Source organism: Kosakonia oryzendophytica (assembly GCF_900094925.1).
Lineage (GTDB): Bacteria > Pseudomonadota > Gammaproteobacteria > Enterobacterales > Enterobacteriaceae > Kosakonia > Kosakonia oryzendophytica.
This window is the reverse complement of record NZ_FMAY01000007.1, coordinates 104,909-118,468: the sequence shown is the minus strand read 5'-3', so window position 1 is coordinate 118,468 and position 13,560 is coordinate 104,909. Positions and strand designations below refer to the sequence as shown.

Sequence of the window (13,560 nt, the reverse complement as noted above, 5' to 3'; positions counted from 1 at the left end):
AAACCCTTATCTGAATCGATTCGGTCAGTCAGGCCGATTCACAATACATCGAGTCGCGATGTGTTTACGACAAGAAGAAGGAGGTAGCAAGTGACCATTGCTATTGTACTAGGCACACATGGTTGGGCTGCGGAACAGCTGCTCAAAACCGCCGAGATGCTGCTAGGCGAGCAGGAGAACGTCGGTTGGATAGATTTCGTTCCCGGGGAAAATGCGGAAACGTTAATCGAAAAATACAACGCGCAACTGGAGAAACTGGAAACCAGCAAGGGCGTGCTATTTCTCGTTGATACATGGGGCGGCAGCCCGTTTAATGCTGCCAGTCGCATTGTCGTCGATAAAGAGCATTACGAAGTGATTGCCGGCGTCAATATTCCCATGCTGGTAGAGACACTGATGGCCAGGGACGATAATCCCACCTTCGACGAGCTGGTGGCGCTGGCGGTTGAAACCGGACGCGAAGGCGTGAAAGCGCTGAAGGCACAACCGGTGGAAAAACCCGCTCCAACCCCTGCCCCGGCAGCAAAAGCCGCTGCTCCCGCAAGACCGATGGGGCCTAATGACTACATGCTGATTGGCCTCGCGCGTATCGATGACCGTCTTATCCATGGTCAGGTGGCGACACGCTGGACCAAAGAGACGAACGTGACACGCATTATCGTTGTTAGCGACGAAGTGGCGGCGGACAACGTGCGTAAAACACTCCTGACTCAGGTAGCGCCTCCAGGCGTGACGGCGCATGTGGTGGATGTGGCGAAAATGGGCCGCGTCTACAACAACCCTAAATATGCGGGTGAGCGCGTGATGCTGTTGTTCACCAATCCGACCGATGTGCTGCGTGTCGTTGAAGATGGGGTCAAAATTACCTCCGTCAACATCGGTGGCATGGCCTATCGTCAGGGTAAAACCCAGGTGAACAACGCCGTTTCGGTGGACGAAAAAGATATCGCTGCGTTTAAGAAACTGAATGAGCGCGGTATTGAGCTGGAAGTCCGTAAAGTTTCAAACGACCCGAAACTGAAAATGATGGATTTGATCAGCAAAGTGGCGAAATAACCGCGGCGGCCTGATTGACTCAGTTTTCACATTTACGTCTGATTTAGCTATAGGAGAAGTACAATGGAGATTACCACTCTTCAGATTGTGCTGGTGTTCGTTGTCGCATGTATTGCCGGTATGGAGTCGATACTCGACGAATTCCAGTTCCACCGTCCGTTGGTGGCATGTACGCTGGTGGGTATCGTCCTGGGTGATATGAAAACCGGTATCATCATCGGCGGTACGCTGGAAATGATCGCACTGGGCTGGATGAATATCGGTGCGGCGGTTGCGCCGGATGCGGCGCTGGCGTCCATTATCTCGACCATTCTGGTTATTGGCGGGCATCAGAGCATTGGGGCGGGTATTGCGCTGGCGATTCCACTGGCGGCAGCAGGCCAGGTGCTGACCATTATCGTTCGTACTATCACCGTTGGTTTCCAGCATGCGGCGGATAAAGCTGCGGAAACCGGCAACCTGACGGCGCTTTCCTGGATCCACGTTTCATCGCTGTTCCTGCAAGCCATGCGTATCGCTATCCCGGCGGTGATCGTGGCTATCTCTGTCGGAACCAGCGAAGTTCAGAGCATGTTGAACGCCATTCCGGAAGTGGTGACCAGCGGTCTGAACATCGCCGGCGGCATGATTGTCGTAGTCGGTTATGCGATGGTCATCAACATGATGCGCGCAGGCTACCTGATGCCGTTCTTCTATCTCGGCTTCGTAACAGCGGCCTTCACCAACTTTAACCTTGTCTCACTGGGGGTCATTGGCGCGGTGATGGCGATTCTCTACATTCAGGTTAGCCCGAAATATAACCGCGCGGCAGGCGGTCCTGCTCAGGCGGCTGCATCTAACGATCTCGACAACGAACTGGATTAACAGGTGAGCGACATGGTTGATATGACTAAAGCAACGACTGAGAAAAAACTCACTCCTGGTGATATTCGCGGCGTGTTCATCCGTTCTAACCTGTTCCAGGGTTCATGGAACTTCGAACGTATGCAGGCGCTGGGGTTCTGCTTCTCCATGGTGCCGGCGATTAAACGTCTGTATCCGGAAAATAACGAAGCACGCCGTCAGGCGATCAAACGTCATCTGGAATTCTTTAACACCCATCCTTACGTTGCCGCTCCAGTGTTGGGCGTGACGCTGGCGATGGAAGAGCAGCGCGCAAACGGTGCAGAGATCGACGACGGTGCCATTAACGGTATCAAAGTAGGTCTGATGGGGCCGTTAGCCGGTGTTGGCGACCCGATTTTCTGGGGGACTGTCCGCCCGGTTTTCGCCGCACTGGGCGCAGGGATCGCCATGAGCGGCAGTCTGCTTGGCCCATTATTGTTCTTTTTCCTGTTTAATATTGTTCGTCTGGCAACACGCTACTACGGTGTAGCGTATGGCTATCGTAAAGGTATCGATATCGTTAAAGATATGGGCGGTGGCTTTCTGCAGAAACTGACTGAAGGTGCATCCATCCTTGGGCTGTTTGTCATGGGGGCGCTGGTCAACAAATGGACGCATGTGAACATTCCACTGGTGGTGTCGCAAATCACCGATCAGACTGGTAAAACGAATGTCACGACCGTGCAAACCATTCTTGATCAGTTAATGCCCGGCCTGGTGCCGCTGCTGCTGACCTTCGCCTGTATGTGGCTGCTGCGTAAGAAAGTGAACCCGCTGTGGATCATTGTTGGGTTCTTTATCATCGGGATTGTCGGCTACGCCATTGGTTTACTGGGGCTGTAATTCATGATGCTGTAACCGGGGGCTTATGCCCCCGTTTTTTTATGTACCGGAGGAAGAATGACGATTACGGATATCGTGCTGATACTGTTTGTTGCCGCTCTACTGGCTTTCGCACTGTATGATGAATTCATTATGCCGCGACGCAAAGGCCCTTCTCTGCTCACCATCCCCTTACTGCGCCGAAGCCGCACCGACGGCGCTATCTTTGTCGGTCTGCTTGTCATTCTTATCTATAACAATACGATAAATGGCGGTGCATCATTAAGCATGTGGTTATTATTTGCGCTGGCGTTACTTGGTGTTTATCTCTTTTGGATCCGCACACCGAAGATCATCTTTAAGGAGCGTGGTTTTTTCTTCGCCAATGTCTGGATTGAATATAACCGCATTAAAGAGATAAATTTATCGGAAGACGGCGTACTGGTGATGCAATTAGAACAGCGGCGATTGCTTATTCGCGTGCGGAATATAGATGACCTGGAGAAAATATATAACATTCTCCTTAAAACTCAATAAATTAAGTTATAACAATGACTATATTTTTGCGTACAAAAAACACACAGTATTATAGCCTTTGCTATATTTAGATTTATAGATGCTTATATTATTTAACGTTATTTTCACGCATAAATCTAAATGACAATCGTTATCAATTGGCAAAATGAATTATATTCCCCTACTGTTGTTTTATATTCTCAAAATATGTTAATGTGCGTCCGTCGTTGGGGAGTAGCCGATTTCCACCACCCGGAAATGTACGTGTCAACATACTCGTTGCAAAACGTGGCGCGTACGGACTGTATATCAGCAGTCAGGCGAGACCATTGACACACCAACTGCTGTTTACTGGGGGCAGTGGTGTGTTATATGGAACTCCCGGTCTGGACGCTCGAATGAACTTATCTGCAACTATCCTTCTCGCTTTTGGCATGTCCATGGATGCATTTGCTGCTTCTATCGGTAAAGGCGCCACACTTCACAAACCCAAATTCTCAGAAGCCCTGCGTACTGGCCTAATCTTTGGCGTAATCGAAACCCTGACGCCCTTAATCGGCTGGGGACTTGGCATGCTGGCGACCCAATTCGTGCTTGAATGGAATCACTGGCTAGCCTTTGTCCTGCTGGTCTTTCTTGGTGGACGCATGATACTGGAAGGCTTCAGCGGCGATGATGGCGAAACGACAAAAATCCCCCAACGCCACGGTTTCTGGTTGCTGGTCACCACCGCCATCGCTACCAGCCTGGATGCTATGGCCGTCGGTGTCGGACTGGCTTTCCTGCAGGTCAATATTCTGGCCACTGCGCTGGCAATTGGCTGCGCCACACTCATCATGTCCACGCTGGGGATGATGATTGGCCGTTTTATTGGCCCGTTGCTGGGCAAACGCGCCGAGATCCTCGGCGGGATCGTACTGATTGGTATCGGCGCGCAGATCCTGTGGAGCCACTTCGCCGGTTAATTGTCCCGCTGTAAGCAGTGAATACTGAAATCTGTCTGGCAGCGGAAATCTTCCGTTGCCGCTAATGTTTCCCACACTTCTGCTTTCGCACGCCAGGCAAACGGGGTCATCTGCAATAACGCGACGGCCTGCTGACCGGTTAACGTCATATCATAAGCCAATGATTGCTGGCCAATGACGGTAAAACCCGCGATCTCACCTGCACTCTCCGCGTGCAACTGCACCTCATCATAGATAAGCCCCTTAAGCTCCATCAGATGACGCGGGCCGGGTGCGGCAGTGATCACCACGCCACCGGGTTTAACGACACGCGCCAGCTCCTCGGCTTTGCAGGGTGCGTAAATACGCACCAACGCATCGATACTGTTATCTTCAAACGGCAAACGATGACTGGACGCTACACAGAACATCACCTGCGAGTAGCGTTTCGCCGCAGCACGAATCGCAGCTTTCGAAACATCCAGGCCAAATGTGCATGCCCCGTGCTGTTCAGCAATCGCCGCAAAAGCCTGCGTGTAATACCCTTCTCCACAGCCAATATCCAGCACGGCATCCGCCTGCTCTGGCAATCTCGCCTGCAGCAGGGCACTAATGGCATCACGCAACGGTTGGTAGTGCCCGGCATCAAGAAATGCACGCCGCGCCTGCATCATCTCAGCGCTATCTCCAGGATCGCGTGAACGTTTGTGCTGCACAGGCAGCAGGTTCACATAGCCTTCCTTTGCAATGTCAAACTGGTGTCGTTGAGGACAAACAAAGGCATTCTCACGACGGTTTAACGGCGCGTGACACAGTGGGCAACTGAAAGGCATAAAAGCTCCGGAGGGGATTTCTCAAAAGGCGAAAGTGTACCGCCATTTGCCGTACCGGGGAAATTAAAAAGCCCCGCACAATGGCGAGGCTTTTATCGCTGACATTGATGCGCGCAAGGCGCTTCAAGCTCAGAGGTGTCGAAATCAGATAGCAGTTACGTTAACTGCAGCCGGGCCTTTCTGACCGTCCTGAATTTCAAACTCAACGTTCTGGCCTTCGGCCAGAGTTTTGAAACCGTTACCCTGGATTGCAGAGAAGTGTACGAACACATCTTTGCTGCCATCAGCAGGAGTAATGAAACCAAAACCTTTGGACTCGTTGAACCACTTAACTTGACCTTTAATCTTTGCCATTTGCTAAATTCCTTAATGTATATACTTCGCCCGCAGGCATTGACTGAGAAAACTGAGACATTACTGCTTGAGGCACTAATATAAGGTTCGGCAGAGAAGCTGTATTCAACGAAACGTGTTTACTCAGGACTTCTTTACTGAAAATGCCACACATAAACAGAACTGTACCTCGTTTGACCCAAAACGTGTTATCACACAATACGTAATTTAAGGCAAGCCATTTTTAAACATGTCTGGATCCGCCGCACAAATTCTAAGGTTATCAAAGTATCAAGCGCACTTTTATGCATTACTTTGAACGTTATAGCAGACGATTCAATGCGTCGGATCTACGCCCCGTATTGGGTGTTTTTTTACCATAGCTCAATAAGTTCCATACGTCCACGTCCGCTACGAAAAAGCTATGCATATACCGTATATCGTCAGTACTTTTTTAGCATAGTTATGCTTGCTCACTTGTCCAGGACGATTCTTAAAACAATTATGACCAGAGAAGAAACTATCCCCCGGGTTTACTATCGAATATTTGTTGTGCAAATAAGTTAATGCTTGCACCAAAATAATGAAATTATGATGACAATGCCTCACAAAAAGGCAATAAAAACGTTTCGACAAATAAAACAGTGCAATTTTATAACAGCTCACATCTTTTTAAGTGAAGCTGTATAATTTGTGAGGGATAAATACCCACCGATTTTCAGGATTCTGAAGTTAACAATATCTTTTGCCGTTTCGTTTAATGCGCATTGCAATTCATTTACCGGCTCATCCAGTGACTCATCAGCAAGTTCAAACACGCCCCAATGCACGGGAAAAGCCAGCGGCATCCCAAGTTGTTGCCACAGTGTAACGGCATCCTGCGGATCCATATGATGTTTTGACATGAACCAGCGGGGCGCAAACGCACCCACTGGTAGCGCCGCAACATTCAGGACACCTAATTTTTCTGGAATCTGTAACAGCTCCGGCGTATAGGCCGTATCACCTGCAAACCAGAAGCGAAGAGTGTCAGAAGCAACGACCCACCCACACCAGAGTGAACGATTACGATCCCAAAATGTTCGCATACTCCAGTGCCTGGCAGGCACAGCCGTCAGCGACAACCCTTTGAACACCACCGATTGCCACCAGTCCAGCTCAACAACATAGCGTGCGCCAAGTCGACGAACCCAATGACCTAAACCCAGCGGCACAAAAAAGTGCACCTCGGGAAAACGCCGGAGCACCTGCCGCAACGTCCCTTTATCCAGGTGATCATAATGATTATGTGAAATCAGGATAGCGTCGAGTTGTACAAGGTCAGCAACATCAAGCGCAGGAGGGGTACGTCGCTGTGGGCCAGCAAAACGTACGGGTGATGCGCGGTGAGAAAAGACCGGATCGGTCAGCAGATAACGTCCTTGCAACCGCAAAAGAATGCTGGCATGTCCCAGCCACCACAGACCATCAGTTTGTTCTCGATCCAGCACCGCTTTTTGCCACCACTTCTCAGTGAAGCACTCATAGCCATTAGCGGGAGGTTTAGGAAGCCCGGCGGCTTTGCGCTCATTGCGCCAGCGTTTTAGATCACCAGGCTGGTTGACGACGGGCGTCGTGTTGGTGAACCCTTCAGGAGTGTGATGCGGGAGAGCAGGATTATACCAGGGATTCTTCCAGGCCATCTCGCCCTCCAGCGCGGTTAGCGTTCTGCCACCAGGCGGATGAAATCCTCGTCATCCTCTTTTGCCTGTGCTTTTACCGGTTCAGGCGTCTCTTCTTTCTCCGGCTCGTTAGATTCACACAGACGGCGCAACAGCGCATTTTGTCTTTTTTGCTGATCTAACAGCGCTTCAAGCAGTTCAATCTGCTCGTTTGTACGGGAACTGGCGCGATTGATAAAAAACCACAACACCAGACCAACAACCAAAACCACCAAAGAAACCACGAGGGACGCAAAATTAAGCGCACCCGAATTCATTACTTCGTTCATTTCACCACCTCAATGTAGACGCGGCATTTTACCACTGACGTCAAGGAAGGAAATCTCTCACTGAAAAAATGCCATTACCAGGGGATGAATTTGTTGATGACGCAGATGCCGCTGAAGAATTGTACATCCTGATCGCACATCACGTTAATCATTTGAGTCCAGAGCAGCAGGCAGACCACCAAAACGGCAGCCAGGATCAGCCATCTAAATTTTCTCACTCCACTCTCCGCAACGTTACAAGGTACAACCAGGTTAACATGGCCTCCCTAAACCGCGACTAACTGTATCCCCTTTCGCTTTTTTTAGGAATGCTCGACTTGTTTCACAAGGTAAACTTAGTAGCCTAAGCGTAACGTTTTCCACTATGCAAGGAGCTAATATGCGTACACTTATCCGGGGCGTAATCCTTATCGCACTCGTGTGGATTGGGCTTTTGCTGAGCGGCTACGGGGTACTGATTGGAAGTCATGAGAACGCGGCAGGGTTAGGTCTGCAATGTAAATATGTAACCGCGCGCGGCACCAGTACCGCACAATATGTTCATTCTGATAACGGTTTTTTCGGGCTGGCAAACTGCCCGTTGCTTCGCAAGAGCGATACCGCGATTGATAACGGTTAACGCAGAAACAAAAAAAGCCGCCTGATGGCGGCTTTTTTATCAGAACGGGTAGTCGTTATATCCCATCTGCTCAGAGATTTTCCGCGCTGCGTGATGCAGCATCTCCACGTATTCGTGCAGACGCTCTTCAGAGAAACGCAGTGTCGGGAAAGAGATACTCAAGCCAGCAATCACCACGCCAAAACGGTCAAATACCGGCACACCGATACAGCGTAAACCTTCTTCTTGCTCTTCGTTATCTTCGCCATAGCCCTGCTGACGCACAATATCCAGCATCGGCAACAGATCTTCCGTACTGGTAATGGTGCGATCGGTGCTGCGTTTGTATTCCACGCCGTCCAGAATTTGCAGTACTTCTTCCTTGTCACGCCACGCCAGCAGAACTTTACCAATCGCAGTGCTGTACAGCGGGTTACGACGACCAATGCGTGAGTACATACGCAAGTTATACATTGAATCAATCTTGTGGATGTAAACAATGCTGTCTTCATCCAGCGCACCCAAGTGGATGGTCTCTTTCGTCAGACGGGAGAGTTCACGCATCTGAATGTCCGCACTGCGGATCAAATCAACGTTTTGTAACGCACGGGCGCCCAGTTCGAACAATTTCAGGGTCAGGGAATATTTTTCAGACTCCCCTTCCTGCGCGACATAGCCCAAAGACTTCATTGTTTGCAAAAAGCGATAAACGGTGCTTTTTGACATCATGACACGCTGCGAAAGCTCGGTGATACCGATCTCACGCTCTTCGCCGAGCGCCTGCAGAATGCCAAATACCTTCAATACAGAAGAGACAGAATCTGGCTGCTTATCCAAATCTGCGATTGCCATTAATCACCTCATCGCCTGTGTTTTATAAAAATCAGAATCGGTTTTTATTATAAATTCGTCGACCTACCGCCGCAATGCGCGTTTGCTAACTTCGTTACAAATCTGCGACATAAAGCCGGAATACCAATGATAGAATCATTATACAAATAACTCTGTGATTATAGCCCTGAAATCTGTATGGATAAAAGTTCCACAGACGGTCTCCCCGTGCCGCTGCGCTATGGCGCAATTCTGACGATCGTCATCGGCATCGCTATGGCAGTGCTGGACGGTGCCATCGCCAACGTCGCCCTGCCGACTATCGCCCGCGATCTGAATGCCTCCCCGGCCAGTTCCATCTGGATCGTTAACGCTTATCAGATTGCTATTGTCGTCTCGTTGCTGACGCTCTCTTTCCTTGGCGACATGTTCGGCTATCGCCGTGTTTATCAATGTGGGCTGGTATTATTCACTTTAACCTCGCTGCTTTGCGCACTGTCAGACTCGCTTCTTACGCTAACATTGGCACGCGTGGCGCAAGGTTTCGGCGGTGCTGCGCTCATGAGCGTTAACACGGCGTTGATACGCCTTATCTACCCTCAGCGCAGGCTGGGGCGCGGGATGGGCATTAACTCGTTTGTTGTCGCGGTTTCTTCTGCCGCCGGGCCAACGCTTGCCTCAGCAATACTCTCTGTCGCTTCCTGGCAATGGTTATTTTTGGTTAATGTGCCGTTGGGCATTATTGCCTTGTTACTGGCCATCAAATTTCTGCCGCCCAACGGGGCACGCAGCACCATGCCAAAATTTGATTTACCCAGCGCCGTGATGAATGCCCTCACATTTGGGCTTTTGATTACTGCACTCAGCGGTTTTGCACAGGGGCAATCTGTTAGCGTGGTCGGTGTGGAAATCATTGCATTGTTGATAACGGGCTGGTTGTTTGTTCGCAGACAACTCCGGCTGCCTGTACCGCTCCTGCCGGTTGATCTGTTGCGCATTCCATTGTTTTCGCTCTCTATCTGCACCTCGGTTTGCTCATTCTGCGCCCAGATGTTGGCGCTGGTTTCTCTGCCCTTTTTCCTGCAAACCACGCTTGGGCGTAGTGAAGTGGAAAGTGGCATATTGTTAACGCCCTGGCCGCTGGCCACCATGGTAATGGCGCCGCTGGCAGGTTATCTGATTGAGCGGGTACATGCAGGGATGCTCGGCGCATTGGGCCTGGCGATGATGGCTGTGGGGTTGTTCGCACTCGCAATACTCCCGGCTGCGCCTGCTGATATCGATATTGTCTGGCGCATGGCGCTGTGCGGCGCTGGCTTTGGCCTGTTCCAATCGCCTAATAACCATACGATTATTACCGCAGCCCCCCGGCAGCGCAGTGGTGGGGCCAGCGGTATGCTGGGTACGGCCCGTTTACTGGGGCAAAGTTCCGGCGCTGCACTGGTAGCGCTGATGTTTAACCTGTTTGATACCACCGGAACACACGTTTCACTGCTGCTGGCCGGATTACTGGCCTTGCTGGCTGCGGTGATCAGTGGGTTACGCGTTACGCAGCCGCGTTCGACATAAAAAAAGCGCGTCGGTAGACGCGCTTTTTTACTTTCCACAAGCAGCTTATTTCAGATATTCACCAGTGCGTAAAGCCTCAATACGTTTGTCCAGCGGCGGGTGAGTCATAAACAGTTCACTCAGTGATTTAGACTTACCGTTGATGCAAAACGCCATCATGCTGCTGGCTTCCTGCGGCTCATAGCTGGTTTTAAGGCGTTGCAGGGCTGCAATCATCTTCTCGCGCCCCACCAGTTTCGCCGAACCGGCGTCCGCATGGAATTCGCGATGGCGGGAGAACCACATGGTAATGATGCTCGCCAGAATACCGAATACCAGCTCCAGCACGGTCGCCACGGCGAAATAGATCAACGGGTTGCCATTGCTCTCTTCACCATCATCACGGTTTCCACTCAGGAAACCTGCAGCAATCTGCGCAATGATGCGGGAAATAAAGATAACGAAGGTGTTCACGATGCCCTGGATCAGCGTCATAGTCACCATATCGCCGTTCGCCACATGGCTGATTTCATGCGCGATAACTGCTTCGGCTTCATCACGACTCATGTTTTGTAACAGTCCGGTACTCACAGCAACCAGAGAAGCATCCCGGCGCGCGCCGGTTGCAAATGCGTTGATATCCGGCGCATGGTAAATGGCCACCTGCGGCATAGCGATGCCTGCCTGGCGGGACTGCTGTGCCACCGTATCCATCAACCAGCGTTCCATTTCGTTGCGCGGTTGCTCAATGACTTCCCCACCTACAGATTTCAGCGCCATCCATTTGGACATCAACAGGGAAATGAATGAGCCACCAAAACCAAACAGCAGCGCCATGATTAGCAAGCCCTGAACGCTGCTCGACTGAATGCCCGTCAGGCTAAGCACCAGACCGAATACCAACATAACGGCCAGGTTAGTCAACAGGAAGAGCGCGATTCGCATCATAATTTTCTTTTAACCTCGATTTAACAAAACGCACTATGCGATTACCCACATCGTATGGGTATAAACGGTATTTTCAAGCATCGGGACAGCGTAAGTCACCAGAAAGACACAACTTTACATTTTGTAGCACAATGCTTACGCCAACGGAGGATTGTTAAAAAAAACAGGCACAATTTCTTGTGCCTGCTTGCTTTTACTTCGCGGGAGCGGGTTGTTCCGCCGGTTTGTCTTTATCCAGATGCGCAAGGTCAAGCGCAATATGAACCGTCTCATCAAGGTATGGGTCCGGCTCCTGGTAATCCTTCGGCAAATCATCCAGCTTTTTCAATAACGGCTTGCCTTCACGTTTAAAGCGATCGTTGAGACGGGAGAGACGAATAGCATCATCTTCCGCATTCTCTTTTTCACGCTGCGCCAGATTCAGCGATACGAGATTGCGTTTATCTTTCAGGGCATTGAAGCGGGCAATGTCCTTCATGATGTACTGGAACTCAGGATCCTTCGCGATACGCTCCTCATGATCTTTAAGGAGTTCCGCGCCAAACGGTTTCAAATCGCCCGATTTCACAAAGGTGGCTGCATTAATGCTGTCCCACGGCAGTGCGTTGTCTTCAAATTTTTCACCGGTTTCCGTCACCTGCGTCCCGGTCGGCATAATAATGTCCGGCGTGACGCCTTTGCGCTGGGTACTGCCGCCGTTCACACGATAGAATTTCTGGATGGTGTACTGCACCGAACCCAGCGCTGGCCACTCAGGACGCAGCATCTGATCGTAGATACGATTAAGCGAGCGATACTGCTGAACAGTTCCTTTACCGAAGGTTGGCTCACCAACAATTAGTGCACGCCCGTAATCCTGCATTGCCGCAGCGAAGATTTCCGATGCCGAGGCGCTAAAACGGTCAACCAGCACCACCAGCGGCCCTTTGTAATAGACGACACCATCGGTATCACTGTCTTCACGCACCTTGCCGTTATTATCACGAACCTGAACAACCGGACCGGACGGAATAAACAGACCGGAAAGCGAAACCGCTTCCGTCAGCGCACCGCCGCCGTTAGTACGTAAATCAATAACCACACTGCTGACATTTTGTTTTTCCAGTTTTTGCAACTGAACTTTCACATCGTCAGTCAGGCCGACATAAAAACCCGGAATATCCAGCACGCCGACTTTTTCTTTGCCGACGGTCTTCACGGACATTTTCACGGCCCGATCTTCAAGGCGGATCCGTTCACGTGTCAGCGTCACAATGCGTGTTTTCGTGCCCTTACCCGCAGGGAGGACTTCGAGACGCACTTTGCTACCTTTTGGCCCTTTGATCAGCGCAACAACGTCGTCAAGACGCCAGCCGATGACGTCCACCATATTCTGGCCAGTCTGCCCAACGCCGACGATGCGATCGCCCACACTGATAGCTTTACTTTTCGCCGCCGGGCCGCCTGCAACCATTGAATTGATCACGGTGTAGTCGTCGTCCATCTGCAATACCGCGCCAATACCTTCGAGTGAGAGACTCATTTCAGTATTAAATTGCTCAGTATTACGTGGAGAAAGGTAATTAGTATGGGGATCGATCTCGCGGGCAAACGCCGTCATGGCCAGAGAGAACACGTCTTCACTGTTGGTCTGCGCCAGGCGACGAATAGCAAACTTATAACGACGGGCCAGGGTTTCGCGCACTTCTTTTTCGTCTTTCCCTGTGAGCTTAAGACTCAACTCGTCATACTTTACTTTGCTGTCCCACAGCGCATTCAACTCTGCTTCATTTTTCGGCCAGGGCGCTTTACTGCGATCCAGATTGAACGTGTCATTACCGGTGAAGTCCATCGGACGCTCTAACACTTTCAGAGCGTACTGGTAACGTTCAAAACGGCGCTTTTGCGCCAGGTTATACAGGTCATAAAAGACGTCGAGTTTGCCGCTGCGCAATTCGTCGCCAAGTTGACCTTTCTTCTGCGAAAACTGATCGACATCGCCAGCCAACAACACATTGTGGCTGTAATCCAGCAGATTCAGATAACGGTCGAAAATCTTCGCAGAGAACGCCTGATCGAGATCGAACTGGCGGTAATGAGAGCGGGTGAAACGCGAGGTTACGCGTTCGCTCACTGTCGCGTGCTGCGTCTCTTCCTTCAACACCGGGATTTGATCGGCACGGGTGATATCTTCCACAGCCAGGGCGTGGCCTGTTACAAGTAACAGACCAACCAACGCTGTGCGCTTAAACAAAGTGTTCATGCCAGGCCAGGCCT

At 50.8% G+C, this 13,560-nt stretch carries 15 protein-coding genes, 1 pseudogene and 1 riboswitch; of the genes and pseudogenes, 7 read left to right on the top strand and 9 right to left on the bottom strand.

Translation table 11 applies throughout. From position 1 onward, the window contains the following. Positions 1–90: 90 nt before the first annotated feature. From manX to mntP, 5 genes are all read left to right on the top strand, one after another. Complete coding sequence (gene manX, locus GA0061071_RS13560; protein ID WP_061496592.1) at positions 91–1,056, top strand: PTS mannose transporter subunit IIAB; 966 nt, start codon at positions 91–93, stop codon at positions 1,054–1,056. Positions 1,057–1,119: 63 nt separating this feature from the next. Beyond that, positions 1,120–1,920, top strand: coding sequence for a PTS mannose/fructose/sorbose transporter subunit IIC (locus GA0061071_RS13555; RefSeq protein WP_061496594.1), 801 nt, complete (start codon positions 1,120–1,122; stop codon positions 1,918–1,920). 12 nt (positions 1,921–1,932) lie between these two features. Continuing rightward, complete coding sequence (locus tag GA0061071_RS13550; protein WP_061496596.1) at positions 1,933–2,784, top strand: PTS mannose transporter subunit IID; 852 nt, start codon at positions 1,933–1,935, stop codon at positions 2,782–2,784. A 57-nt stretch (positions 2,785–2,841) separates the two neighbouring features. After that, positions 2,842–3,300 carry a DUF986 family protein gene (locus GA0061071_RS13545; RefSeq protein WP_088237924.1) on the top strand — a complete coding sequence of 153 codons (459 nt, stop codon included), beginning with the start codon at positions 2,842–2,844 and terminating at the stop codon, positions 3,298–3,300. A gap of 196 nt (positions 3,301–3,496) precedes the next feature. Further along, positions 3,497–3,675: riboswitch (yybP-ykoY riboswitch) on the top strand. A gap of 2 nt (positions 3,676–3,677) precedes the next feature. Continuing rightward, the gene (gene mntP / locus GA0061071_RS13540; RefSeq protein WP_139109661.1) at positions 3,678–4,244 is read left to right on the top strand and encodes a manganese efflux pump MntP; all 567 of its coding nucleotides are present in this window, start codon (positions 3,678–3,680) and stop codon (positions 4,242–4,244) included. Here mntP and rlmA read toward each other — a convergent pair. From rlmA to mgrB, 6 genes and pseudogenes are all read right to left on the bottom strand, one after another. Then, positions 4,241–5,056: a 23S rRNA (guanine(745)-N(1))-methyltransferase gene (rlmA, locus tag GA0061071_RS13535; RefSeq protein ID WP_088237925.1), complete on the bottom strand. Its 816-nt coding sequence runs from the start codon at positions 5,054–5,056 to the stop codon at positions 4,241–4,243. The genes mntP and rlmA overlap by 4 nt on opposite strands. A gap of 144 nt (positions 5,057–5,200) precedes the next feature. After that, a complete protein-coding gene (gene cspE / locus GA0061071_RS13530) occupies positions 5,201–5,410 on the bottom strand; it encodes a transcription antiterminator/RNA stability regulator CspE (RefSeq protein ID WP_001062678.1) in 210 nt (69 codons plus the stop codon). 12 nt (positions 5,411–5,422) lie between these two features. Beyond that, positions 5,423–5,564: pseudogene (locus GA0061071_RS23315) on the bottom strand (DUF2627 domain-containing protein). A gap of 487 nt (positions 5,565–6,051) precedes the next feature. Further along, the gene (locus GA0061071_RS13520) at positions 6,052–7,071 is read right to left on the bottom strand and encodes an MBL fold metallo-hydrolase (protein WP_061496604.1); all 1,020 of its coding nucleotides are present in this window, start codon (positions 7,069–7,071) and stop codon (positions 6,052–6,054) included. A 17-nt stretch (positions 7,072–7,088) separates the two neighbouring features. Then, positions 7,089–7,379 carry a YebO family protein gene (locus GA0061071_RS13515; protein ID WP_088237926.1) on the bottom strand — a complete coding sequence of 97 codons (291 nt, stop codon included), beginning with the start codon at positions 7,377–7,379 and terminating at the stop codon, positions 7,089–7,091. Between the two features lie 74 nt (positions 7,380–7,453). Then, positions 7,454–7,597: a PhoP/PhoQ regulatory lipoprotein MgrB gene (gene mgrB, locus GA0061071_RS13510; RefSeq protein ID WP_061496610.1), complete on the bottom strand. Its 144-nt coding sequence runs from the start codon at positions 7,595–7,597 to the stop codon at positions 7,454–7,456. 161 nt (positions 7,598–7,758) lie between these two features. Between mgrB and GA0061071_RS13505 the strand changes: the two genes are divergently transcribed. Further along, entirely contained in the window at positions 7,759–7,998 is a 240-nt protein-coding gene (locus tag GA0061071_RS13505; RefSeq protein ID WP_088237927.1) for a YobH family protein, read from the top strand. A 39-nt stretch (positions 7,999–8,037) separates the two neighbouring features. On the opposite strand, the gene kdgR is transcribed toward GA0061071_RS13505, so the two are convergent. Further along, complete coding sequence (gene kdgR / locus GA0061071_RS13500; RefSeq protein ID WP_061496615.1) at positions 8,038–8,829, bottom strand: DNA-binding transcriptional regulator KdgR; 792 nt, start codon at positions 8,827–8,829, stop codon at positions 8,038–8,040. A gap of 177 nt (positions 8,830–9,006) precedes the next feature. Here kdgR and GA0061071_RS13495 point away from each other — a divergent pair, with 177 nt between their 5' ends. After that, a complete protein-coding gene (locus GA0061071_RS13495) occupies positions 9,007–10,377 on the top strand; it encodes an MFS transporter (RefSeq protein ID WP_088237928.1) in 1,371 nt (456 codons plus the stop codon). Positions 10,378–10,422: 45 nt separating this feature from the next. Here GA0061071_RS13495 and htpX read toward each other — a convergent pair whose 3' ends face one another. Both htpX and prc read right to left on the bottom strand, forming a co-directional pair. Next, entirely contained in the window at positions 10,423–11,304 is an 882-nt protein-coding gene (gene htpX, locus GA0061071_RS13490) for a protease HtpX (protein WP_061496621.1), read from the bottom strand. 193 nt (positions 11,305–11,497) lie between these two features. Further along, positions 11,498–13,546 (bottom strand): carboxy terminal-processing peptidase, encoded by a 2,049-nt coding sequence (prc, locus tag GA0061071_RS13485; RefSeq protein WP_088237929.1) that lies wholly within the window; start codon positions 13,544–13,546, stop codon positions 11,498–11,500. Positions 13,547–13,560 lie beyond the last annotated feature (14 nt).

Excerpts from the sequence above, each read along its gene's own strand:
- cspE (WP_001062678.1), bottom strand. The coding sequence starts at position 5,410 with ATGGCAAAGATTAAAGGTCAAGTTAAGTGGTTCAACGAGTCCAAAGGT.
- mntP (WP_139109661.1), top strand. The coding sequence starts at position 3,678 with ATGAACTTATCTGCAACTATCCTTCTCGCTTTTGGCATGTCCATGGAT.
- GA0061071_RS13520 (WP_061496604.1), bottom strand. The coding sequence starts at position 7,071 with ATGGCCTGGAAGAATCCCTGGTATAATCCTGCTCTCCCGCATCACACT.
- GA0061071_RS13555 (WP_061496594.1), top strand. The coding sequence starts at position 1,120 with ATGGAGATTACCACTCTTCAGATTGTGCTGGTGTTCGTTGTCGCATGT.
- prc (WP_088237929.1), bottom strand. The coding sequence starts at position 13,546 with ATGAACACTTTGTTTAAGCGCACAGCGTTGGTTGGTCTGTTACTTGTA.
- htpX (WP_061496621.1), bottom strand. The coding sequence starts at position 11,304 with ATGATGCGAATCGCGCTCTTCCTGTTGACTAACCTGGCCGTTATGTTG.
- GA0061071_RS13545 (WP_088237924.1), top strand. The coding sequence starts at position 2,842 with ATGACGATTACGGATATCGTGCTGATACTGTTTGTTGCCGCTCTACTG.
- GA0061071_RS13505 (WP_088237927.1), top strand. The coding sequence starts at position 7,759 with ATGCGTACACTTATCCGGGGCGTAATCCTTATCGCACTCGTGTGGATT.
- rlmA (WP_088237925.1), bottom strand. The coding sequence starts at position 5,056 with ATGCCTTTCAGTTGCCCACTGTGTCACGCGCCGTTAAACCGTCGTGAG.
- GA0061071_RS13550 (WP_061496596.1), top strand. The coding sequence starts at position 1,933 with ATGGTTGATATGACTAAAGCAACGACTGAGAAAAAACTCACTCCTGGT.
- GA0061071_RS13515 (WP_088237926.1), bottom strand. The coding sequence starts at position 7,379 with ATGAACGAAGTAATGAATTCGGGTGCGCTTAATTTTGCGTCCCTCGTG.
- kdgR (WP_061496615.1), bottom strand. The coding sequence starts at position 8,829 with ATGGCAATCGCAGATTTGGATAAGCAGCCAGATTCTGTCTCTTCTGTA.
- GA0061071_RS13495 (WP_088237928.1), top strand. The coding sequence starts at position 9,007 with ATGGATAAAAGTTCCACAGACGGTCTCCCCGTGCCGCTGCGCTATGGC.